This is a genomic window from Microbacterium sp. zg-Y818 (genome assembly GCF_030246905.1).
Classification (GTDB): domain Bacteria; phylum Actinomycetota; class Actinomycetes; order Actinomycetales; family Microbacteriaceae; genus Microbacterium.
Map to the genome: position 1 here is coordinate 2,483,773 of NZ_CP126741.1, position 21,365 is coordinate 2,505,137.

Genomic DNA, 21,365 nt, shown 5'->3' on the forward strand with positions numbered 1-21,365 from the left:
GATTGCGGGGGCGGGGGCGGGCGGGCGGGCGGCTGCGCGGCAGCGGGCGCGGCGCGGCCCGGTACTCCCCCCGCCTACTGGTTCTGGAAAGCGGCGTCGAACGACGCTGTCGGAGCCTCCCACAGCAGCGAGCGCACGAACCCCAAGGCCTCCGCGGCCCCGTGCAGCCGGTCCATGCCGGCATCCTCCCACTCGACCGAGATCGGCCCGACGTAGCCGATCGCATCGAGGGCGCGGAAGGCATCCTCCCACGGCACGTCGCCCCGCCCGGTCGAGACGAAGTCCCAGCCGCGGCGCGGATCACCCCACGGCAGGTGCGAACCCAGCACGCCGGCGCGGCCGTTGCGCGGGCGCAGCCGGGTGTCCTTGCAGTCCACGTGGTAGATGCGGTCGGGAAAATCGAGGATGAACCCGACGGGGTCGATGTTCTGCCACATCATGTGGCTGGGGTCCCAGTTGAACCCGAACGCGCCGCGATGGTCGATCGCCTCCAGCGCCCGCACCGAGCTCCAGTAGTCGTACGCGATCTCGCTCGGGTGCACCTCGTGCGCGAACCGCACCCCCTCCCCGTCGAAGACGTCGAGGATCGGGTTCCAGCGGGCGGCGAAATCCTCGAAGCCCGCCTCGATGACGGATGCCGGCACCGGCGGGAACATCGCCACGTACGGCCAGATCGATGACCCCGTGAAGCCGACGACGGTGTCGACGCCGAGCTTGCGGGCCACCCGCGCGGCGCGCTTCATGTCCTCGGCCGCGCGCCGGCGCACCCCCTCGGGCTCGCCGTCGCCCCACACGTAGTCGCGCAGGATCGCCTTGTGACGGAAGTCGATCGGCGCGTCGCACACCGCCTGCCCGCCCAGGTGGTGCGAGATCGCGAAGAGCGACAGCCCGTGGCGGTCGAGGATCTCGAGCCGCGACCTCAGGTACGCGTCGTCCTCGTCGGCGCGGCGGAGGTCGAGGTGGTCCCCGGATGCCGCGACCTCGAGGCCGTCGTAGCCCCATCCCGCGGCCAGGCGCGCGACCTCCTCGAAGGGCAGGTCGGCCCACTGGCCGGTGAAGAGGGTGACGGGGTGGTGTGCCATGTGTGCTCCTTCGCAAGTGGTGCCCGCATCGTCGGCGATGCGGGGTCAGCGCTGTTCGTCCAGCGCGGTGAGATAGGCCAGCGATCTCTCCGCCAGCGCATCCTGGGATGCCGCAAGCGGACGCCACACAGATGCCGCGACGGCGATGGTGGCATTGTCCCCCGTGAAGCTCTCCACGCCCAGGATCCCGTCGTATCCCGCGTCGTCGAGTGCGTCGAGCACCGCCGGCCAGTCGGTGTGGTCGTCTCCGACCGGGCCCCGGTCGTTGCCGCACACCTGCACGTGGGCGATGGCGCCTCCGGCGGCACGGATGGCGTCGGTGGGGCGCTTCTCCTCGATGTTGAGGTGGTAAGTGTCCAGCGCCAGGCCCACGCCCGACCCCAGCAGCGGCCCGAACACCTCCAGCGCCTGCCCCACGGTGTTCACCACGCTCGTCTCGTAGCGGTTGAGGGGCTCGATCGCGAGCGTGACCCCGCTGTCGACGGCGAGCTCGGCCAGGGGCGCGAGGTTGCGGCGAAGCTGCGCGGCGGCATCCTCCCGCTCCGCCGCGCTCATCCGCCAGGTGACCCCCGTGGGGGCGTAGAGGGGCCCGGCCACGACGGGGCTCCCGAGCACGCGGGCCGCCTCGATGCAGACGCGGAGGTACTGCTGGGTGGCCGCGACGTTTCCCGCCCGCTCGAGCAGGGAGCGCCCTGGTCCCATCGCCCCGACGACGACACCGCGCAACCCGAGCGCGTCGAGCAGGTCCCGCGCTCGCGATGCCGACCAGTCGCCGACGCTTTCGAGCGGCAGCTCGACCGCCCCGAACCCCATCGCAGCGATTCGGGGAGCGAGGCGGTCGAGCGACTCATCCGTCAGCGGCGAGGTCCACACCCAGGTGTTGACGCCGATGATCCGACGCATGTCGTCAGGGCATCTGACGCTGCTGCCAGACCTCCGGGTAGCCCGGGAGGTTCTCACCGCCGAACTTGGCGTAGTGACCGTCGGGCATGCCCTCGTTCTCGGTGAGGTAGCGGTCGAGCTCGTCCTCGGTGACGGGGCTCTGCGGCAGCACCCACTCCTTGGGGATCTCCTCCCCGGCGAAGATGCTCTGGATCGCCAGCAGGGGCGTGCGCCACTGGAAGTTGGAGTACACCGGCGCCAGGCCCGTGAGGCCCGTGTCCTGCCACTTGCGCAGGAAACTCATCTCGTCCTCCCCCGTCATGACGGGGTAATCCGCACCGGCGTCCTCGAACGCCTCGATGGCGGCCACGGCGCCGTCGCCGGCATCCATCCAGACACCTGCCACGTCACCCTTCGCGAGCTCGTCGCTGAGGATGTTCTTGATCTCGGCCGGGTCGCCGCCGGAGAAGTAGTCGACCGCCTCGATGCCGGCCTCGTCGAAGAGCTTCTCCGCCGCCGCCCAGCGATGCTCGAGCACGTCGACGCCCGGGAGGATCCGCAGCGCCACGACCTTGTCGCCCTCCTGCAGGTTGTCGATGAGGAACTGGGCGGTGTCGATGCCCCACGCGAACCCGCCGATCGGGTGGATGAAGGTCACCGGGCAATCCGTGTTCACGCCCCGGTCGAACACGATCACCGGCTTGCCGGTCTCGCAGGCGCGTTCGACGGCGGGCGTCATGGCCGCCGTGGAGTTGGGCGAGATGACGAACACGTCGCAGTCACCCTCGGCGATGAAGTAGTCGATGTCCGCGATCTGGGTGTCGTCGGAGTCCTGCGCGTCGCGGGTCTCCATCTCACTGATGACGCCCGCGTCCTGCAGCGCCTTCAGCTGCTGGTTCATCGTGATCCAGCCGGTCTGACGCCACGGGTTGGAGATCGACGCGTTGGCGAAGCACGCCTTCTTCGCACCGTCGCTGGCGTACTGCGCGGTGTCGACCATCTCCGCGTCGATGTGCTGCAGGTACGGCTCGTCCTCGGGGCCGGCGGGTTCCACCTCGCGCTGGGCGAACTGGGCGTCGAAGAGCTCCTGGTCGAACCACTCGTTGCCGGCCGGCGCCGCCGCGTCACCGGATTCGGTGGCGTCCGGCGGCGCCACCGCGGGGTCGGTCGTGCACGCCGCGAGGGCGAAGAGGCCGACGAAGGCCACCGATGTGGTGGCGATCTTCATTGATCGTCGCATTGCTTATTCTCCTCTGGTTGCCGTGCCGCCGTCGGCGGCCAGGACGGATGGTGCGGGCGTGGCATCCGACCCGCCCGGAGGCGTCTCGGAGTCCGCCTCGGGTGCGGGGGTGGCCGGTGGTGTCGCGCGGCGGCGGGCGCGGAACGCGACACCCGAGTACGCCACGGCGGCGATGATGATGACGCCCTGCACGGAATCGCGCAGCGACGTGGGGATCTCGGCGAAGTTCATCAGCAGGAACAGTGCCTCGAGCACGAACGCCCCGGCCACCGCGGAGACGATCCAGCCGCGGCCCCCGCCGAGCACGACGCCGCCGAGCACGACGGCGGTGATGGCGATGAACTCGTAGCCGCGACCGACCGCGGGGTGCACACCGGCGTAGCCGACCAGCAGCACGGCGGTGAGGGTGGCCGACAGCGACGAGAGCACGAACGCGCGCGTGACGATCCACCAGTCCCGCGCGCCGGAGTACCGGACGGCACGCGGGTTGTCGCCGATCGCGATGAGCATCTTGCCCAGTGGGCGGCGGGTGAGCCAGATCGCGAAAGCCAGCCAGGCCCCGAGAATCGGCACCGCCCACGGCAGGAACTCGATGAGCGGGATGTCGCGGATGCCGCCGCGCCCGATCTGCCGGAAGCTGTCGGCCGGGTTGCCTGTGGCCGCTCCTCCGGTCCACCACATGACCGCTCCCAGCAGCGCAAGCATCATGCCGAGGGTCACGATGAACGACGGCACTTTCAGCAGGGTCGTGAGCAGCCCGTTGACGAGCCCCACGGCGACCCCGAAGACGGCCATGAGCGCCAGCACCGGCACGGTCCGCGAGTCATCCTGGCCAACGAGGTTGCCCGCGATGATCACCTGCGCGGTGATGAGCGACCCCTGCGACAGGTCGAACTCGCCGGCGATGATGACGAAGTACTGCCCGATGGCGACGATGGCGATGGGCGCCACGCGCTGGATGAACCGCATGAGCTGTGCGGGCTCGGCGAAGCCGGGGTTGAGCACCGTCACCGCCACGAGAAGAACGACCAGCAGCAGGAACACCGCACCCCGAGGGCTCAGCAGCGTGCGCACCGCGTTCATCTGCCGTCACCTCCTCCGGTCGCCGCCGCCGGCCGGCTGCCCACGTGGTCGGCGTCCGCGAGCAGGTCGGCCGATGCCGCCACCATCGCCGGCGCGGCCGCCGCCGCCCTGGCATCCCCACCCGTCCGCGTGCCGCCGGGGCCGAACCGTGCCCGCCGGCGCACGATGGCGCGACGGCTGTAGACGGCGACCGCCGCGACGATCACGACACCGCGGACGACGTCCTTGAGGAACGGGTTCACCTGCATCACGCTCATCACGTTGTCGACGACGGCGAAGATCGCCACGCCGCCGATGGTTCCCCACACCGAGCCGCGGCCGCCCATGAGCAGGGTGCCGCCCAGCACCACCGCCGCGATCGACAGCAGCGCGTAGCCGCCCTGCTGTCCGACCGTGGGACTTCCCACCCCCAGCCTGCTCGCCAGCAGCAGCCCGGCGAGACCGGCGAACACCGAGCAGAGCACGTGGGCGACGATGAGCGGCGGCTGCGTGCGCAGACCCGACAGCCGTGAGACGTCGGGGTCGCCGCCGACGGCGTACAGGTGCGCACCGGTGCGGGTGCGATCGAGCAGGAACCACACGGCGGCTGCGAGGGCGAGCATGATCACCGTCGAGACCGGGATGGGGCCGATGCCCGTCGCGCCGACCAGCTGGAAAGACCACGGCACCGACCCGGCGCTCCCCTGGTACCCGGTGTTGAGCACACCCTGCAGGATGAGCCCCACGCCCAGCGTCGCGATGAAGCCGTTCACCTTCAGCGCGGTCACGATGAGACCGTTGGCCAGGCCGATGCCGGCGCAGACCAGCAGCGTCAGGGTCACCGCCCAGGGCACGTTGCCCGCGTTCCCCGCCATGGTCGTCGCCGCGATGAGACTGGCCAGACTCATCACGTACGTCACGGACAGGTCCAGCGATGACCCCAGGATCACCAGCGTCTGCCCGATGGCGACCAGCCCGAGCACGCTCATGCCGGTGAGGATGTCGCGGATGTTGCCCGGGCTGAAGAAGCTGCGTCCGGTGGTGGCGACGAGGATCGCGCCCACTGCGATGACGAGGATGAGAATGCCGAGCACGATGAGGCTGGCGTCGATCCGCAGGCGCTTCATCGCCCCGCCTCCCCCGTGCCACGATGCGGCTCCGTGACGGCCCCTGATCCCGTCGCGGCGGCCAACACCTCGTGCTCGCCCGCGCCGGCGGGCAGCTCGGCGACCAGCTCGCCGTCGCGCATGACGAGGATGCGGTCGCTCATGCCGATGACCTCGGGCAGTTCGCTCGAGACCATGAGCACCGCTTTGCCGTCTGCGGCCAGCTGCCGCATGAGCTGGTAGACGGCGATCTTCGCGCCGACGTCGATGCCTCGGGTGGGTTCGTCGAACAGCACCACGTGCGGACCGGTCACGAGCCACTTCGCCAGCACCACCTTCTGCTGGTTGCCGCCGGAGAGGTAACGCACCTCCTGGTCGAGCCGGCCGGCGGTCACTTCGAGCGAGCTGAGGATGCCGGGTGCCTCGCGGCGCGCCGCGCGGGTGCGCCCTGCGAAGACGCTGCGGACGACCAGCAGGGTGTTGTCCCGTACGGACTGGCTGAGTGCGAGCCCCTGAGCCTTGCGGTCCTCGGTGATCAGCGCCAGCCCCGCCCGGACGGCGGCGCGCGCTGTGTGCAGTCGCACGGGGCGCCCGTCCAGACGCATGGTGCCGCGGGTGAACCCGTGCACGCCGAAGATCCCCTCGACCAGTTCGGTGCGTCCCGACCCCTGCAGCCCCGCAATGCCGACGATCTCGCCGGCGTGCGCGACCAGGGTCACCCCGTCGACGAACTCGTTGCCGCACGCCTCCAGCTCCACGCGCGCGTCGCCGCGCACGGTGCCGGCCACCGGCCCGGGGAAGTACGACTGGATCGGCCGGCCGACCATGCGACGCACCAGCTCGCCGGTCGTCAGGTCCGCCGCGCGGTCGGTCGACACCAGCATCCCGTCCTTCAGCACGGTGATGCGGTCGCAGAGGTCGAAGATCTCCTTCAGCCGATGGGAGACGTAGAGCACGGCGACGCCCCGCGCGGTCAGCTTGCGCACGATCGCGTACAGCAGCTCCACCTCGTGGTCACTGAGGGCGGCGGTGGGCTCGTCCATGGAGATCACCCGCGCGTCGAACGACAGCGCCTTGACGATCTCCACGATCTGCTGCTCGGCGACCGTGAGCGAGCCGACGCGGCCGGCGGGGTCGATGAACGAGACGCCCAGGTCGTTCAGCAGTGCGCGGGTGCGCGCCACCATGCCGCGCTTGTCGACGAGGCCGCCGCGACGCGGCTCCCGCCCGAGGAAGACGTTCTGGGCGACCGACCGCTCGGGCAGCAGGGTGAACTCCTGGAACACGGTGACGAGTCCGGCATCCATCGCCTGGCGGGGGTGGCTGAACGAAACGCGCTCCCCTTCGTACTCCACGGTTCCGGCGTCGGGCTGATGCACGCCGGCGAGGATCTTCATGAGGGTGGACTTGCCGGCACCGTTCTCGCCGACCAGGCCGTGCACCTCGCCGCGACGCAGTTCGATCGCCACGTCCTGCAGCACGGGCACGCCGAAGAAGCTCTTGCCGATGCCGTGTGCGCGCAGCACGACGTCCCCCGGCCCGGCGGGGACCGGGGCGTCTGCCAGCGCGGTGTCGGTCACGGCGCCACCTCGATCCATTCGCGCCGCGCGGCCGACGCCAGCACCGCCTCGGCGAGCACCGCCGCCCGCAGCCCGTCGGCGAACGTCGGAAGGCCGTCGGGCGCTTCGCCCCGGACGGCGGCGTGCACGTCGGCGACGAAGCCGTCGAAGGCGTCCTGATATCCCATCGGGTGCCCCGCCGGCATCCGCTGCAGGCGGGCCGATGACGGGTCGGCCGTGGCAGGATCGCGCAGGAGCAGCTGGGAGCCGCGGCGCCCCCCGACCCACAGCTCCTCCGGCTGCTCCTGCGCGAATCGGAGGCTCTCCGAGCTGCCGTGCAGCTCCAGGACGAGCCCGTTCTTGCGCCCGGGTGCCATCTGCGACACCAGCAGGCTGCCGACTGCGCCCGAGCGGAGCTCGACCGTCAGCGCGGCGATGTCCTCGTTGCCGACCGCGTGACCGCCCCGCCGGTCGAAGACGCGGCGGGTGACGGCGGTGAGGCGCACGATCGGCTCTCCCGCGACGAACTCGAGCAGGTCGCACAGGTGCGAGCCGATGTCGGCGAACGCCCGTGACGGCCCGCCCGCCGCGGTGTCGGCCCGCCAGTCGTCGTCGGATGCCGCGAGCAGCCAGTCCTGCAGGTAGGCCCCCTGCAGGCTCAGCAGGGTGCCCACCTCTCCCCGCGCCACTCTGGCGCGCGCTTCGCGCACCATGGGGTGGTAGCGGTAGACGAACGGGACGGCCGCGACGACACCGGCATCCGCTGCGGCCTCGACCAGGCGGCGCGCGTCGGCGGCGCTCGTGGCGAGCGGCTTCTCGCACACCACGTGCCGCCCCGCGGTGAGTGCGGCCAGCGCGTACGCCGCGTGCGTGGCGTTCGGCGTGCAGACGTGCACGATGTCGATGTCGGATGCCGCCACCAACGCCCCCGCGTCCGCTTCGCTGCGCTCCGCGCCGAGCCGACGCGCCGCCTCAGCAGCGCGGGCGGGCGTGGAGGACGCCAGGGCGATCAGCCGCGATCCGGCCGCCCGCGCCGCTGCGGCGTGCACGCGGGCCATGAAACCGCCGCCGAGCAACCCCGTGCGGATCGTGTCGACACCGGTGTCGAGAACGTCCGTGGTCATGCCGGTGATTCTGACACGCGGACGACAGCTTTTGCTAGTACCCCGTCAAAAGTTCTCGCGTACAGATGCGAATGCCGTCGCAAAGGCGCGCACAAGTCGTGTGCTTTACTGTCCGCATGGTCGACGTCGCACGGGGCACGGGAATGGGAAACCCCGAGGCCGGCGAGATCTTCCAGATCCTGCGGGACGGGCGCGCGCGCACGAAGGCGGAGCTGGCCACGCTCACCGGACTGGCACGGTCGACGGTCTCATCCCGCGTCGACGCGCTGCTGGCGGCAGGGCTCGTGCGGCCGGCGGGAGAGGCGGTCTCGACCGGCGGACGGCCGCCCGCCCGCATCGCCTTCAACCCGCTCGCCGGGCTCACCCTCGCCGTCGACCTCGGTGCCACCCACGTCACCGTCGCGGTCGCGGACCTCGCGGGGCACATCCTCGCCTCGCGCACGCGCCCGCAGGACATCGCAGAGGGCCCCGAGGCGGTCCTCGACAGCGCCCTCGCCGACGCCCACACACTCCTTGACGAGATCGACGCCGCGCCCGCGCGCCTCGTCGGCGTAGGCATCGGCGTGCCGGGCCCGGTGGAGCACTCCACCGGCCGCCCCACCAACCCGCCCATCATGCCCGGTTGGGACCGGTTCGACGTGCCGGGCTATGTGCAGCGCACCTTTGCCGTCCCCGTGCTCGTCGACAACGACGTGAACATCCTGGCCCTCGGCGAGCAGGCCGTCAGCTGGCCGGGGGTGAACGACCTCGTCTTCGTGAAGGTGTCCACCGGCATCGGCGCGGGGATCATCTCGGGCGGCCGGCTCCAGCGCGGCGCCCAGGGCTCGGCGGGCGACATGGGCCACGTGCAGGTGCCGTACAGCCGTGACTCCCCCCGGCCGCCGGGCGACGAACGCGACCTCGAGGCCATCGCGAGCGGCACCGCGATCGCCGCGGAGCTGCGCACCCAGGGCATCGACGCGCGCACGAGCGCGGACGTCGTGGCCCTGGTGCGCCTGGGCGACCCGGCGGCGATCGCGGCGACCCGCCAGGCGGGGCGCGAGGTCGGCGAGGTGCTCGCGACCGTGGTGAACATGCTGAATCCATCGATCATCGTGATCGGGGGAAGCATCGCCCACGCCGGCGAGCACCTGCTGGCCGGGGTGCGCGAGGTGGTGTACCGCCGGTCCATCCCGCTGGCGACGCAGCACCTCGGAATAGTGCAGTCGCAGGCGGGCGAGACCGCCGGTGTGCGGGGGGCGGCGATCATGGTGACTCAGCACGTGCTGTCTCCCGCCAACGTCGACGCCCTGGCCGCCCGCGCCTGACCGCCCACCCACCCCAACCGCGAGGACGCCGGGGGCGGATGCCGCGGGGGCGAGTCGTTGCACCCGCGTAACACGGGCGAGACAAATTGCGGGTTGACTGGGACGACACCCCATCCCGGGCCGAACCGAGCAGCGCCGCCGCCTACCCGCGGGGCGCGGAAGGAGCGACCGATGCGATTCCGGCCGCTGAGATCGACCACCGTCCCCGACGCCGGGGCCGTCGTCGTCTCCGATCCCCCACCCACGATGCGCGCCGTCGTCTTCGACCACCCCGGCGGGGCCGAGGTCCTGCGGGTCGACGACGTGCCGGTGCCGAGCCCCGTCCTCAGTGAGGTGCTGGTGCGCGTCGTCGCCGCCGGCGTGAACCCGATCGATGCGAAGACCCGCGGCGGCGCCGGGGCGACCGCGGGCATCACGTCGTATCCGAGCACCCTGGGCTTCGACTTCAGTGGCGTCGTGGTGAAGTCCCCGTACGAGTCGCACCCGCTCCCGCCGGGCACCGAGGTCTACGGCATGGTGCCGTTCCCCCGCTCGGGCGGCACGTACGCGGAGTACGCGGTCGTGCCCACGCTGTCGGTCGCGCGCAAGCCGGCATCCCTGTCCCATGCCGAAGCGGCCGGCGTGCCCCTGGCCGCCCTCACCGCCTGGGGCCTCGTGGTCGAGACCGCGCACGCGCATGAGGGGCAGCGCATCCTGATCCACGCCGGCAGCGGCGGCGTCGGCCACTTCGCCGTGCAGCTGGCCGCCTACTTCGGTGCCCATGTCACCGCCACCGGCTCCGAGCGCAACCTACCGTGGCTGCGCGAGCTGGGGGCGTCGGTGGTCATCGACTACGCGACCACGCGGTTCGAGGACGTCGCCGGCGACGTCGACGTCGTCATCGACCTCGTCGGCAATGTGCACGACGATACCGGCAGCCGCTCCCTCTCGGTGCTGCGCCCCGGCGGCCTGTACATCCTGGTGCCGACGGGCGGCTGGCCGGGCTATGCCGAGGCGGCCGCCGCGGCGGGCGTGCGCGCGACGTCGTACAAGGTGATCCCCGACGGCGGGGTGCTGGCGACGCTCTCGCGGCTGCTGGAGTCCGGGTCGATCCGGGTCTTCCTCGATCGCGTGTTCGACCTGGATGAGGCCGCCGCGGCGCACACCGAGCTGGAGCGTGGACACACCCGCGGCAAGTCGGTGCTGCGCGTCAGCGACGACTGACCGGGCGCAACGTCAGTCCGCAGCAGCGGGAAGCAGTCCCGCGACGAGGGCGTCGACAACAGCGTCCGTCGGCGTCTCCGGGTCGATAGGGGTCCCGAGGCGATCGAACAACAACCCGTCGATCGCATAGTGGAACAGCGCGATCTCCCTGCGCCCGCCGGGGAGCCCTGCCTGTTGATTGAACGCGACATCGCCTTCGAAGCCGCCGCGCCGCCACGATCCCAGCAACTGCGCGACCTCCGGGCGGCGCATGCTCTCCAATCGCAACTCGAACAGGGCGATCGTGACGTCACGGTTCTCGGACAGCCGATGCACGATGTCCCGGAGGTATTCGGTGAACAGGGCACGACTCGGCGGTCGTGCGGCGCGCTCCTGCAAAGCCGCTGGATCGGGCGCGAGCCGCTCACCGATACGGTCGACCAGGCCGGTGATGAGCGCCTCACGACTACGGAAGTAGTTCGACGCTGTGCCGATGGGTACACCCGCGGCCTCGTCCACCGCGCGGTGCGTGAGCCCCCGGGAGCCTTCCTCGGCCAGCACGGTGAGTCCGGCATCGGCCAGCAGTCGTCGGCGTTCATCGTTTCTGGCCACAGCCCATGGTAGCGCGAACCACTACACCTGCTGTAGGTTCGGACCACTACAGCAGTTGTGATTGGAACGTCATGCGCGAACTCACCTACTACGTCGCCGTAACCCTCGACGGATACATCGCCGGCCCGGGCGGCGAGTTCGGCTCCTTCGTGTTCGACGGCGACCACATGGACGCCATCAACGACCGGTTCGCCGACACCATCCCGACGCACCTGGCACAAGCGCTCGGCATCGAACAGCCGCGCACCACGTTCGACACGGTTCTCATGGGGTGGAACACCTACGCGGTTGGCCTGCCAGAATCGCCGAGCCCGTACCGCCACCTGCGGCAGTTCCTGTTCTCCCGCACCCGCACGGCCGCGGATCTGACCGGCGACCGGGTCAACCTCACGGTCACCGCCGAGGACCCCGTCGCGGTGGTGCGCGACCTCAAGCGCGAGCAGGGCGCCGACATCTGGCTGTGCGGTGGCGCGACTCTCGCCAGTGCTCTGGTCGACGACATCGATCGCCTCGTGCTCAAGCGGCATCCAGTCCGCTTCGGCGACGGCATCCCCCTGTTCGCGCCGAGCGGCTATGCCCCGCAGCGTTTCGACGAGGTCGCCACCACGGCTTACCGCTCGGGCGTCGTGGTGTCGGAATACGTTCGCGCCGGCTGAGCCTGCGGCCGACCAGAAGGTGCCGACCGTGCCACAACTCAGGAAGGTTGGGGGCATGGGCTGTCTGCAGCCCGGTTGCGGGCCGTTCTGACTGAGTCATGCGCCGGGCGTGACGAGCACCCGCCGCCGGTGGACGTGGACCCGCCCCCTAAGCGGCGCCTCCTCCACAGTCGGAGATGTCCGCGATTCGAACGTGGGCGGGGTCTTCTGGGGCTGCGAGTGTCGGCGATGGTCCGCAGGGTGAGCGCATGACCGATTCGACAAACCATCTACCCATCGGACCCCTGTCGCTCTTCGCCCTGAGACAGGAGTTCACGGAGAACCGGCGGCTGCTCGCAGCGTGTCACGCGGACGTATTGCAAAGCCTGGCGGAGCTGAACGCGATCGTGATGAGAGAGGCCGCAGCGGTCCAATCCGCCCCGCGCCGAGCAGCTGCGGCGTGCGCGATCGCGGAGCAACTGGGCGCGGCGCTGGGCTGCCCTGCCGCCGAGGCGCAGGAACGCATGAGCGACGCCGCCAGCCTGATACGCGACTACCCGGCGACGTTCGCGGCGCTCAGGGCAGGCGAGATCGAGATAGATCACGTTCGTCGAATTCAGCGGGGCGGTGTCGGCATGACCGACCGCACGACCCGCGCCCGGTTCGAACATGCTGCGCTCGCGATCGCCAAGCAGCACGCCGCCGACCGGACCGAGGAGATCAAGGCGATACTCGTGGGTGCCGCACCGCGCCTGCGATGCTGAGCGCGCCACACAGGCAATGCGTCGCACGCAGGACGACCCCTCCGCTCACTCCGACACGAGCACCCGCCGCGCTTCGCCGACGAGCTCGTCGGCGATCGCATCCAGCAGCGGGGACCGCAGATTCCACTGCTGCCAGTACAGCGGCACGTCGACCGCGTCGTCGCCCAGCAGCACGAGCTCTCCGGCATCCAGGGCGCGCTGCGACTGCAAACGGGGCAGCATCGCCCAGCCGAGCCCCAGCGCGACGGCGGAGGCGAAGTCGTGGGATGCCGGCACATAGTGCCGCGGCGGCGCCCCCGGGTCGACGCCGCGACGGCCGAGCCACGCGCGCTGGATGTCGTCGCGACGGTCGAAGTCCACGCGCGGCGCCTCGGCGAGGGCACCGACGTCGGCTCCGTCGGGGAACCACCGCGCCACGAAGCCGGGCGTGGCCACCGGCTCGTAGCGCAGCGTGCCGAGCGCGGTCACGGCGCACCCGGCGACCGGCGCGCCCTGCGAGGTCACGGCCGCCATCACCGTGCCGCTCTCCAGCAGCCCCGCGGTGAAGTCCTGGTCGTCGCGGTGCAGATCGAACACGACCGGATGCCGGCGCGACAGCCGCGCCAGCGGCGGCAGGAACCACGTCGCCAGCGAATCCGCGTTGACGGCCAGCGGCACCGAGGTCACCGCCGCCTGCTCGCCGCCGAGCGCACGCACCGCATCGTGCTCGAGCAGCGCGAACTGGCGCGCCAGGCGCACGACCGCTCGGCCGGCATCCGTGGCGCGCACGGGTTTCGACCGCACCAGAAGTACACGGCCCATGTGCTGCTCCAGCGTCTTGATGCGCTGGCTGACCGCCGAGGGCGTCACGTGCAGGCGCCGCGCCGCGGCATCCAGCGTGCCCTCATCGATGACGGTCGTCAGGGTCTCGGCCAGGTCCACGGGGATTCGAGGCATAAGCCATGCTAACGGGACTGAAGAATCATGAGCTGTACTGATCCGCCCGGGGGACGTAACGTCGACATGTGCTCCCCTCCCTCGTCGCCGGCTTCGCGCTCGGTCTCTCGCTCATCGTCGCGATCGGCGCGCAGAACCTCTTCGTGCTGCGCCAGGGGGTGCGCCGCGAGCACGTCGCGGCTGTCGCGATCGTGTGCGCGCTGTCGGATGCCGCGCTGATCGCGGCCGGAGTGGCGGGACTCGGCATCGCGCTCGAGGCCGTGCCGTGGCTCGTCGACGTCGTGCGGTGGGCGGGCGCGGCATTCCTGCTCGGCTATGCCGTGCTGGCCGCTCGGCGGGCGTGGCGACCCAGCGGCGCGGCGCTCACCGCCGGCACGTCGCAGGCGCAGCCGGCCCGCGGCGAGACGGCATCCGCCCCACCCGGCGCGACCATGGCGCGGACTCGACTCGCGCCGGTGCTGCTGACCTGCCTCGCACTCACCTGGCTGAACCCGCACGTCTACCTCGACACGGTCTTCCTGCTCGGCGGCGTCGCCACCACCCACGGCGACCTGCGCTGGGTGTTCGCCTTCGGCGCGATGGCCGCGAGCGTCGTGTGGTTCTTCTCGCTCGCCTACGGTGCACGATTCCTCGGGCGGTGGCTGGCGACTCCCCGCGCGTGGCGCGTGCTCGACGCCGTCATCGCCGTCGTGATGGCGGTGCTCGCGGTCAGTCTCGTGCTGCCGCACTGACCCAGGTCGCGCGCCGACGCCGCGCGCGGCAGGATGGTGCCATGAGGCGTGTGCACGTGATCGTCCGCGGCGAGGTGCAGGGCGTCGGCTACCGGTACACCCTGCGGATGGTGGCGACGGATGCCGGCGCATCGGGCTGGGTCCGCAACCGCCGAGACGGCTCGGTCGAGGCCGAGATCGAGGGCACCGCGGACCAGGTCGACGCCGTGCTCGCGTGGATGGCCGACGGCCCGCCGGGCTCTCGCGTCGATGCCGCAGCGGTGACCGAGCGCGAGGCCGGCGGCGGCGCCGGGTTCGACGTCCTGCCCACCGCTTGACCAGCCTCACGCTCCACTGTCCCCGCCACTCCCGTTCGCGCTCCCGCTCCTCCCGCCCACCCCTCACCTGACGCGGACGACGCTTTCCCGGCGCCTGCAGCGACCATTCGCGACAGGCGAGCACCCTCTCGTGAGCGCCCTCGCCCGGCAGACCGCCCGGAAACGACGCAGGGACCCCGCCCGGAGGCGAGGTCCCTGCGTGTGAGCGGGTCGGCTCAGAAGACGTTGACGTCCAGCGGGATGCCGGGGCCGAACGTGGTCGACATGGCACCCTTCTGGATGTAACGGCCCTTGGAGCTCGACGGCTTCAGACGCACGATCTCTTCGAGCGCGGCCTTGAAGTTCTCGTCCAGCTGCTCGGCCGAGAACGACGCCTTGCCGATGACGAAGTGCACGTTGGCGTGCTTGTCGACACGGAACTCGATCTTTCCGCCCTTGATCTCCTCCACGGCCTTGGCCGGGTTGGGGGTCACGGTGCCGGTCTTCGGGTTGGGCATGAGGCCACGGGGACCCAGCACCTTACCGAGGCGACCGACCTGGCCCATGAGCTCGGGCGTGGAGACCGCGGCGTCGAAGTTGGTCCAGCCACCGGCGACCTTCTCGATGAGCTCGGCGCCGCCGACCTCATCCGCGCCCGCGGCGATGGCGGCCTCGGCCGCCGGGCCCGTCGCGAACACGATGACGCGGGCGGTCTTGCCCGTGCCGTGCGGCAGGATGACCGTGCCACGGACCATCTGGTCCGCCTTGCGCGGGTCGACGGCGAGCTTGAGCGCGACCTCGACGGTCGAGTCGAACTTCTTCGACCCGGTCTCCTTGGCCAGCTGAACGGCCTCGGTGGACGAGTAGAACTTGCCGGGCTCGAGCTTCTCGGCCGCTGCGTTGTAAACCTTGGACTTAGCCATGTTCGTTATCCCCCTCAGTCCTCAACCGTGATGCCCATGGAGCGGGCGGTGCCGGCGATGATCTTCGAGGCGGCCTCGATGTCGTTCGCGTTCAGGTCAGGCTGCTTGGTCTCGGCGATCTGACGCACCTGCTCCTTGGTGAGCTTGCCCACCTTGGTGGTGTGCGGCGTCTGCGAGCCCTTGGCCACTCCGGCGGCCTTCTTGATGAGCTCCGCGGCCGGCGGCGTCTTCAGGACGAACGTGAAGCTGCGGTCCTCGTAGACGGTGATCTCCACGGGGATGACGTTGCCGCGCTGCGACTCGGTCGCGGCGTTGTACGCCTTGCAGAACTCCATGATGTTGACGCCGTGCTGACCGAGCGCCGGACCGATCGGCGGCGCGGGGTTCGCGGCGCCGGCCTTGATCTGGAGCTTGATCAGGCCGGTCACCTTTTTCTTGGGTGCCATGTGTAGCTTCCTCTCTTCGAAGGACCGATCCCTCGCCAGGCTCGGGACCGTGTCCATCTCCCGCGTGTCCGGCGGTTCCGGACGGCGGTTGGTCTGCCCGCGCGCTGAACGCACGTGCAAACCCCACAATCTTACCCGATCCCCGGCCCCTCCCGCGCATCGGCCACTGCGCCACCTTCGAGCCGGTGACGCAGCGTGGCGAGGGCTGGTGGTCAGCGACCATCGCCGACCCCTTCGGCAACCTCATCGGTCTCATCCACAGCCCGCACTGGGCGGGCACGCACGCCCGTGAACGCGAGAACGCCCCGCAGGCAAAGGCCTGGCGGGGCGTTCGTCGTGACCGAATGCGGTCAGAGCTTCGTGACCTGGTCGAACGACAGCTCGACAGGGGTCTCGCGCTCGAACAGGGAGACGAGCACCGTGAGCTTGCCGCTCTCGGGCTTGATCTCGCTGATCGAACCGGGAAGGCCGGCGAACGAGCCCTCCTTGATCGTGATGGTCTCGCCCACCTCGAAGTCGACCTCGGCGGGAATGCTGCGCGCCTGCGTGGCCGATCCCTTGGCGCCGCCACCCTTGGCGGAGGCGACCTCCTTGACCTCGACGAGGGACTTCAGCATGTTGAAGGCCTCTTCGAAGCGGAGCGGGGTCGGGTTGTGGGCGTTGCCGACGAAGCCGGTGACGCCGGGCGTGTGACGCACGACCGACCAGGTGTCCTCGTTGAGCTCCATGCGCACGAGCACGTAGCCGGGGATCCGGACGCGCGTGACCATCTTGCGCTGACCGTTCTTGATCTCGACGACGTCCTCCATGGGGACCTCGACCTGATAGATGTCCTCTTCGACCTCGAGCGTCGACTTGCGCTGCTCGATGTTGGCCTTCACCTTGCGCTCGAAACCGGCGTAGGAGTGGATGACGTACCACTTGCCCGGAAGGCTGCGCAGCTCGGAGCGGAACGCCTCGTAGGGGTCCTCTTCGGCGTCTTCGTCCTCGTCCCCGGACTCTTCCGCAGCCTCGGCGTCGTCGACGATGCGGCCGGCGGCGGCGAAGTCCGCCAGGAAGCCCTCGTCCTCGACGGGTGCGTCCGGCTCGCCGTTGACATCGGGGCCGTCGTACGGGGTGACCTCGTCGGCCTGCTCGGCGACGCGCTCGGCCTGCTCTTCGGCGAGCGAGTCGTTGAGCACCTCGGCGGCGGCCTCAGCCTCGGCAGCCTGGTCGATCTCCAGAGCGTCGTTCACGATGGCGTCAGCCTCGGGGTCGTCGATCTCGATGTCGTCCATCTCAGTGGCGTCGTCCTGCTCGCCGTCGCCGTCCTCGACGATGTGCACGGCGGCACGCTCAGCCGGCTCGGATGCGCGCTCTTCTTCGGCGAGCACGTTGCCCTCCTGGGCCTCGTCGTCCTCGCTGGACTGCTCGGCAGCGGTCGCCCAATCGGCGTCGTCGACATACTTTTCAGACACTTGGGTTCTCTTCCGTTCTTGGATCCGGCGCCATGTCCCGGGTCACCGGAGTGGATCCGGCGTGTGCGCTCAGAGCGGGACGCCGAAGACGATCTGCGCCAACCAGGTGAACACCCAGTCGAGACCGTAGACGATCGCCATCATCACGACGACGAAACCGAGCACGACCCCCGTGAACTTCAGGAGTTCCTGGCGGGTCGGTGTCACGACCTTGCGGAGTTCCGCAAAGACCTGGCGGATGAAGATGGCGATGCGCTGGAAGAAGTTGGGCTTCTTCTCGCGCGGCGCGTCGTTGGCGACGACCTCGCCCTTCGACTCGTCCTGGACCATCAACCCCACCTGTGTGTGACCTGGTGTGTCAGCGTGTGCTGACGCGCAGGGCGGACAGGAATCGAACCTGCAACCTGCGGTTTTGGAGACCGCTGCTCTGCCAATTGAGCTACCGCCCTAAAGGCCCGGGGGCCTCGGGATGAAATCGCATTCCAGTCATGACAAAGCGGAAATTCCGCTCCGGGCATGGCGAAAGAGTGCAGATTTCGACTGCATGACCCAGTGTACGGCATGGCCTCTGCGCCCGGCGAATCCCCCGGCGGACGGAGGGCCGGCCGGCCGCTCGGCGCCGTCAGTATTCCGCGATCCCGTAGCGGTCGGGCTCGGGCTTACGGGCGAAAGCGCGCCCCGAAAGTGCAACGGGCTCGATCCGCACGTAGTGGTACTTGAGGGTGGGGATCCACGAATGAAGCGGCAGCGCGTCGGCCGCGCGCACCTCTTCGGTCGTGTCAAGCACCCGGGCGTGCCCGCGCACCACCACGCTCCACGCGTCGTCGTCATCGTGGTCGTCCGCTTCGAAGAGCACCTCGTCGTTGACAGTCAGCTCGAACAGCTTGCTGCCCGGCGCGGTGCGGAAGACGATGGTGCCGTCGTCGACGACGAAGTTCACGGGGAAGATGTCCAGCACGTCCTTGACGTGCGTGACGAGGCGTCCGAGCTTCTGCCCGGCGAGCCTTTCCCAGCACTCCTCATCCGACAGGGCGTCGACGAACTCCTGCAGCTGGTCCATACCACCATCCAACCGCCGATGGCCGGCGGATGCCAGGGGTCAGGCAGTCGGCGCGACGCGGATCAGCTTCTTGTTGACGAACTCGTCGGCCGCGAGCAGTCCGAGCTCCCGCCCCGTGCCGCTGCGCTTGACTCCCCCGAAGGGCAGCTCCGGCGAATCCGCCAGCACGACGTTGACGTAGACCATCCCGGCATCGATACGATCGGCCACGCGCTGCGCCTGCTCCGGGTCGGTGGTGAAGACGTACGAGCCCAGGCCGAACCCGGTGTCGTTGGCGATCTCGATCGCCTCGTCCTCGTCGGCGACCCGGTACACGACGCCCACGGGACCGAAGAACTCCTCGCGGTAGGCGTCCATGTCGCGCGTGACCCCCGTCAGCACGGTGCCGGGGTAGAACGCGCCGTCGCGGGTGCCCCCTGTGACCAGCGTCGCGCCCTGCGCCACGGCGCGGTCGACCTGCTCGGCCAGGCGCTCCGCGGCAGTCACCGATGACAGCGGGCCGAGCACGGTGTCTTCTGCGAACGGGTCGCCCACGGTGGCGGCGGCCATCGCGGCCGTGAACTTCTCGAGGAAGGCGTCGTAGAGGTCATCGACCACGAGGAAGCGCTTGGCACCGTTGCAGGACTGTCCGACGTTGTCCAGCCGCGCGTCGACGGCGGCCTGCACCGCCTGGTCGAGGTCGTCGGTGGAAAGCAGCAGGAACGGGTCGGAACCACCCAACTCCAGCACGGCCTTCTTCAGGTTGCGTCCGACCACCTCGGCCACGGCCGCGCCCGCGCGCTCGGAACCGGTCACCGACACGCCCTGCACGCGGCGGTCGGCGATGACCTCGGCGGCCTGCTCGTTGGTCAGGCGCAGGTCGGTGTACACCCCTGCCGGGAAGCCGGCGTCGGCGTAGATCTTCTCGATCGCCTCGGCCGACTGCGGGCACTGTGATGCGTGCTTGAGCAGGATCGCGTTGCCGATCGCGATGTTCGGGGCCGCGAAGCGCGCCACCTGGTAGTAGGGGAAGTTCCACGGCATGATCCCCAGCAGCACTCCGAGCGGCGCACGGCGGATGACCGCGGTCCCCTCCCCCAGGATGTCCACGGGGGTGTCGCCGGTGATCTCGCCGATGTGGTCGGCGTAGTACTCGGTGATGTCTGCGGCGAAGTCCACCTCGCCCTCGGCGGCGGCCAAGGGCTTGCCCATCTCCCGCACGATGATCGCGGCGAGGTCGTCCCGGCGCTCGCGGTGGAGCTCGGCGACCCGGCGCAGCAGCCGCGCCCGCTCGTCGGCCGACGACTCGCGCAGCCAGCCGCGCGCGGCCTCGTCTGCGACGGCGATGGCCTGCTCGACCTCGGCGGCGGTGGCGGTGGGATAGGTGGCGAGGGTCTCCCCCGTGGCGGGGTTCACGACGGCGTACGTGCTCATGGGTGCTCCGTTCCCCCCGCCCCATCGGCGGGGATCGGCGTGTGCTTGACGCCCATCATGCCGCCCCCGAGGCTCGGCACGCACGCCGCACGCCCCGGGGTGCGCCGCGGTGGGGCGGCGCGGACGGCTCAGTGCGAGGCCAGGGCGGACGCGACGACGTCGAGCCCTTCTTGGAGCAGGTCGTCGGTGATCGACAGAGGCGGGAGGAAGCGGATGACGTTGCCGTGGGTGCCGCAGGTGAGCACGATGACGCCCTCGGCGATGGCCGACTTCGCGACCGCGGCCGTCAGCGTCGCATCCGGCGCACCCGTCTCGGGATCGACGAACTCCATCGCCATCATCGCGCCGCGGCCGCGCACCTCGCCGATGCGCGCGTCGGCGGCGGCGAGCGGCTCCAGACGGCCCCGCAGGAGCTGCTCGATCTGCTGCGCCCGCTCGATGAGGCCGTCGTTCTCGAAGGCCTCGATCGCGGCGAGCGCGGCGGCGCACGCCACCGGGTTGCCGCCGTAGGTGCCCCCCAGTCCGCCGACGTGGGCCGCATCCATGATCTCGGCGCGGCCGGTCACCGCGGCCAGCGGCATCCCCGCTGCCATGCCCTTCGCCGTCGTGACCAGGTCCGGCACGATGCCGAACAGGTCGCTGGCGAACATCGCGCCCGTGCGCGCGAAGCCCGACTGCACCTCGTCGGCGATGAAGACGACGCCGTTGGCGCGACACCAATCCGCGACGGCGGGCAGGAATCCGTCGGCCGGGACGATGAACCCGCCCTCCCCCTGGATGGGCTCGATGATGACGGCGGCGAGGTTGTCGGCGCCCACCTGCTTGTCGATGAGGGCGATCGCGCGAGCGGCGGCATCCGGGCCGGAGAGACCGTCACGCAACGGGTACGACCCCGGGGCGCGGTAGACCTCCGGGGCGAACGGTCCGAACCCGCTCTTGTAGGGCATCGACTTCGCCGTCAGCGCCATCGTGAGGTTGGTGCGGCCGTGATAGCCGTGGTCGAACGCGACGATGGCCTGCTTGCCGGTGTACTTGCGCGCGATCTTCACGGCGTTCTCTACGGCCTCGGCGCCGGAGTTGAACAGCGCGCTCTTCTTGTCGTGGTCGCCCGGGGTCAGGCGGTTCAGCGCCTCGGCGACGGCGATGTACGACTCGTACGGCGAGATCATGAAGCAGGTGTGGGTGAACTGCGCCGCCTGGTACTGGATCGCCGCGACCACCTTGGGGTGCGACGAGCCGACCGTGGTGACGGCGATCCCCGAGCCGAGGTCGATGAGGGAGTTGCCGTCGGCGTCGACGACGACCCCGCCGCCGGCGGCGATCGCGGCCACCGGCACGGTGTGCCCCACGCCCTGGGGCACGGCAGCGGCCTTGCGCGCGAGGATCTCCTGGGAACGGGGTCCGGGAAGGGCGGTCACGAGGTGCCGCCGCTGGGGCAGGTCTGGCCCGCCCGTCGGCATGATCGGGCCCGCGTCGCTGAGTGTCATGGCGCGAGCGTAGCGCCCGGCCGCTATCTCGGGCGTCGCGCGCGCTGCGAGCCCAGGCGGG

At 70.5% G+C, this 21,365-nt stretch carries 22 protein-coding genes and 1 tRNA gene; 6 read left to right on the forward strand and 17 right to left on the reverse strand.

Translation table 11 applies throughout. The features are described from left to right. Positions 1 to 74 precede the first annotated feature (74 nt). Genes QNO21_RS11700 through QNO21_RS11730 form a run of 7 tightly spaced genes read right to left on the reverse strand, consistent with a single transcriptional unit; the run spans position 75 to position 8,055 of the window. Positions 75 to 1,082 (reverse strand): sugar phosphate isomerase/epimerase family protein, encoded by a 1,008-nt coding sequence (locus QNO21_RS11700; RefSeq protein WP_257518068.1) that lies wholly within the window; start codon positions 1,080 to 1,082, stop codon positions 75 to 77. Between the two features lie 45 nt (positions 1,083 to 1,127). Further along, a complete protein-coding gene (locus tag QNO21_RS11705) occupies positions 1,128 to 1,985 on the reverse strand; it encodes a sugar phosphate isomerase/epimerase family protein (RefSeq protein ID WP_257518069.1) in 858 nt (285 codons plus the stop codon). Between the two features lie 4 nt (positions 1,986 to 1,989). Further along, positions 1,990 to 3,204 carry a substrate-binding domain-containing protein gene (locus QNO21_RS11710; RefSeq protein ID WP_257518070.1) on the reverse strand — a complete coding sequence of 405 codons (1,215 nt, stop codon included), beginning with the start codon at positions 3,202 to 3,204 and terminating at the stop codon, positions 1,990 to 1,992. Between the two features lie 3 nt (positions 3,205 to 3,207). After that, complete coding sequence (locus QNO21_RS11715; RefSeq protein WP_257518071.1) at positions 3,208 to 4,287, reverse strand: ABC transporter permease; 1,080 nt, start codon at positions 4,285 to 4,287, stop codon at positions 3,208 to 3,210. Further along, on the reverse strand, positions 4,284 to 5,393 hold the full coding sequence (locus tag QNO21_RS11720) for an ABC transporter permease (protein ID WP_257518072.1): 1,110 nt from the start codon (positions 5,391 to 5,393) through the stop codon (positions 4,284 to 4,286). Before QNO21_RS11720 ends, QNO21_RS11715 begins: the two co-directional genes overlap by 4 nt. Next, positions 5,390 to 6,952 (reverse strand): sugar ABC transporter ATP-binding protein, encoded by a 1,563-nt coding sequence (locus QNO21_RS11725; protein WP_257518073.1) that lies wholly within the window; start codon positions 6,950 to 6,952, stop codon positions 5,390 to 5,392. The genes QNO21_RS11720 and QNO21_RS11725 overlap by 4 nt, the downstream gene beginning before the upstream one ends. Next, complete coding sequence (locus tag QNO21_RS11730) at positions 6,949 to 8,055, reverse strand: Gfo/Idh/MocA family protein (RefSeq protein WP_257518074.1); 1,107 nt, start codon at positions 8,053 to 8,055, stop codon at positions 6,949 to 6,951. Before QNO21_RS11730 ends, QNO21_RS11725 begins: the two co-directional genes overlap by 4 nt. Positions 8,056 to 8,171: 116 nt before the next feature. Between QNO21_RS11730 and QNO21_RS11735 the strand changes: the two genes are divergently transcribed. Then, complete coding sequence (locus QNO21_RS11735) at positions 8,172 to 9,362, forward strand: ROK family transcriptional regulator (protein ID WP_257514297.1); 1,191 nt, start codon at positions 8,172 to 8,174, stop codon at positions 9,360 to 9,362. A gap of 171 nt (positions 9,363 to 9,533) precedes the next feature. Next, positions 9,534 to 10,565, forward strand: coding sequence for an NADP-dependent oxidoreductase (locus QNO21_RS11740; protein ID WP_257514298.1), 1,032 nt, complete (start codon positions 9,534 to 9,536; stop codon positions 10,563 to 10,565). Between the two features lie 12 nt (positions 10,566 to 10,577). Here QNO21_RS11740 and QNO21_RS11745 read toward each other — a convergent pair whose 3' ends face one another. Then, entirely contained in the window at positions 10,578 to 11,156 is a 579-nt protein-coding gene (locus tag QNO21_RS11745; protein ID WP_257518075.1) for a TetR/AcrR family transcriptional regulator, read from the reverse strand. 71 nt (positions 11,157 to 11,227) lie between these two features. Between QNO21_RS11745 and QNO21_RS11750 the strand changes: the two genes are divergently transcribed. Continuing rightward, on the forward strand, positions 11,228 to 11,812 hold the full coding sequence (locus QNO21_RS11750; RefSeq protein ID WP_257518076.1) for a dihydrofolate reductase family protein: 585 nt from the start codon (positions 11,228 to 11,230) through the stop codon (positions 11,810 to 11,812). A gap of 248 nt (positions 11,813 to 12,060) precedes the next feature. Next, complete coding sequence (locus QNO21_RS11755; protein ID WP_257518077.1) at positions 12,061 to 12,555, forward strand: DUF222 domain-containing protein; 495 nt, start codon at positions 12,061 to 12,063, stop codon at positions 12,553 to 12,555. 45 nt (positions 12,556 to 12,600) lie between these two features. Here the strand turns inward: QNO21_RS11755 and QNO21_RS11760 are convergent, their stop codons facing one another. Further along, complete coding sequence (locus QNO21_RS11760) at positions 12,601 to 13,491, reverse strand: LysR family transcriptional regulator ArgP (RefSeq protein ID WP_257518078.1); 891 nt, start codon at positions 13,489 to 13,491, stop codon at positions 12,601 to 12,603. A 68-nt stretch (positions 13,492 to 13,559) separates the two neighbouring features. On the opposite strand from QNO21_RS11760, the gene QNO21_RS11765 reads away from it, so the two are divergent. After that, positions 13,560 to 14,222: a LysE/ArgO family amino acid transporter gene (locus QNO21_RS11765; protein ID WP_257518079.1), complete on the forward strand. Its 663-nt coding sequence runs from the start codon at positions 13,560 to 13,562 to the stop codon at positions 14,220 to 14,222. A 41-nt stretch (positions 14,223 to 14,263) separates the two neighbouring features. Continuing rightward, a complete protein-coding gene (locus QNO21_RS11770) occupies positions 14,264 to 14,539 on the forward strand; it encodes an acylphosphatase (protein WP_257514302.1) in 276 nt (91 codons plus the stop codon). A gap of 215 nt (positions 14,540 to 14,754) precedes the next feature. Here QNO21_RS11770 and rplA read toward each other — a convergent pair whose 3' ends face one another. The 8 genes from rplA to gabT all read right to left on the reverse strand — a co-directional run bounded on the left by rplA (position 14,755) and on the right by gabT (position 21,304). After that, on the reverse strand, positions 14,755 to 15,441 hold the full coding sequence (gene rplA / locus QNO21_RS11775) for a 50S ribosomal protein L1 (RefSeq protein WP_257518080.1): 687 nt from the start codon (positions 15,439 to 15,441) through the stop codon (positions 14,755 to 14,757). A 14-nt stretch (positions 15,442 to 15,455) separates the two neighbouring features. Next, the gene (rplK, locus tag QNO21_RS11780; protein ID WP_257494154.1) at positions 15,456 to 15,887 is read right to left on the reverse strand and encodes a 50S ribosomal protein L11; all 432 of its coding nucleotides are present in this window, start codon (positions 15,885 to 15,887) and stop codon (positions 15,456 to 15,458) included. 350 nt (positions 15,888 to 16,237) lie between these two features. Further along, entirely contained in the window at positions 16,238 to 17,344 is a 1,107-nt protein-coding gene (nusG, locus tag QNO21_RS11785; RefSeq protein WP_257518081.1) for a transcription termination/antitermination protein NusG, read from the reverse strand. Between the two features lie 69 nt (positions 17,345 to 17,413). Beyond that, positions 17,414 to 17,674, reverse strand: a complete 261-nt coding sequence (gene secE / locus QNO21_RS11790) for a preprotein translocase subunit SecE (protein WP_257494151.1) — start codon at positions 17,672 to 17,674, stop codon at positions 17,414 to 17,416. A gap of 46 nt (positions 17,675 to 17,720) precedes the next feature. Continuing rightward, positions 17,721 to 17,793 (reverse strand) — tRNA-Trp (locus tag QNO21_RS11795). 173 nt (positions 17,794 to 17,966) lie between these two features. After that, positions 17,967 to 18,404, reverse strand: coding sequence for a pyridoxamine 5'-phosphate oxidase family protein (locus tag QNO21_RS11800; protein ID WP_257518082.1), 438 nt, complete (start codon positions 18,402 to 18,404; stop codon positions 17,967 to 17,969). Positions 18,405 to 18,443: 39 nt separating this feature from the next. Beyond that, positions 18,444 to 19,817 carry an NAD-dependent succinate-semialdehyde dehydrogenase gene (locus QNO21_RS11805; RefSeq protein ID WP_257518083.1) on the reverse strand — a complete coding sequence of 458 codons (1,374 nt, stop codon included), beginning with the start codon at positions 19,815 to 19,817 and terminating at the stop codon, positions 18,444 to 18,446. A 128-nt stretch (positions 19,818 to 19,945) separates the two neighbouring features. Then, a complete protein-coding gene (gene gabT / locus QNO21_RS11810) occupies positions 19,946 to 21,304 on the reverse strand; it encodes a 4-aminobutyrate--2-oxoglutarate transaminase (RefSeq protein ID WP_257518084.1) in 1,359 nt (452 codons plus the stop codon). Positions 21,305 to 21,365 lie beyond the last annotated feature (61 nt).

Coding starts and splice junctions, on each gene's coding strand:
- QNO21_RS11700 (WP_257518068.1), bottom strand. CDS start 1,082: ATGGCACACCACCCCGTCACCCTCTTCACCGGCCAGTGGGCCGACCTG.
- QNO21_RS11705 (WP_257518069.1), bottom strand. CDS start 1,985: ATGCGTCGGATCATCGGCGTCAACACCTGGGTGTGGACCTCGCCGCTG.
- QNO21_RS11710 (WP_257518070.1), bottom strand. CDS start 3,204: ATGCGACGATCAATGAAGATCGCCACCACATCGGTGGCCTTCGTCGGC.
- QNO21_RS11715 (WP_257518071.1), bottom strand. CDS start 4,287: ATGAACGCGGTGCGCACGCTGCTGAGCCCTCGGGGTGCGGTGTTCCTG.
- QNO21_RS11720 (WP_257518072.1), bottom strand. CDS start 5,393: ATGAAGCGCCTGCGGATCGACGCCAGCCTCATCGTGCTCGGCATTCTC.
- QNO21_RS11730 (WP_257518074.1), bottom strand. CDS start 8,055: ATGACCACGGACGTTCTCGACACCGGTGTCGACACGATCCGCACGGGG.
- QNO21_RS11735 (WP_257514297.1), top strand. CDS start 8,172: ATGGTCGACGTCGCACGGGGCACGGGAATGGGAAACCCCGAGGCCGGC.
- QNO21_RS11740 (WP_257514298.1), top strand. CDS start 9,534: ATGCGATTCCGGCCGCTGAGATCGACCACCGTCCCCGACGCCGGGGCC.
- QNO21_RS11750 (WP_257518076.1), top strand. CDS start 11,228: ATGCGCGAACTCACCTACTACGTCGCCGTAACCCTCGACGGATACATC.
- QNO21_RS11755 (WP_257518077.1), top strand. CDS start 12,061: ATGACCGATTCGACAAACCATCTACCCATCGGACCCCTGTCGCTCTTC.
- QNO21_RS11760 (WP_257518078.1), bottom strand. CDS start 13,491: ATGCCTCGAATCCCCGTGGACCTGGCCGAGACCCTGACGACCGTCATC.
- QNO21_RS11770 (WP_257514302.1), top strand. CDS start 14,264: ATGAGGCGTGTGCACGTGATCGTCCGCGGCGAGGTGCAGGGCGTCGGC.
- rplA (WP_257518080.1), bottom strand. CDS start 15,441: ATGGCTAAGTCCAAGGTTTACAACGCAGCGGCCGAGAAGCTCGAGCCC.
- rplK (WP_257494154.1), bottom strand. CDS start 15,887: ATGGCACCCAAGAAAAAGGTGACCGGCCTGATCAAGCTCCAGATCAAG.
- secE (WP_257494151.1), bottom strand. CDS start 17,674: ATGGTCCAGGACGAGTCGAAGGGCGAGGTCGTCGCCAACGACGCGCCG.
- QNO21_RS11800 (WP_257518082.1), bottom strand. CDS start 18,404: ATGGACCAGCTGCAGGAGTTCGTCGACGCCCTGTCGGATGAGGAGTGC.
- QNO21_RS11805 (WP_257518083.1), bottom strand. CDS start 19,817: ATGAGCACGTACGCCGTCGTGAACCCCGCCACGGGGGAGACCCTCGCC.
- gabT (WP_257518084.1), bottom strand. CDS start 21,304: ATGACACTCAGCGACGCGGGCCCGATCATGCCGACGGGCGGGCCAGAC.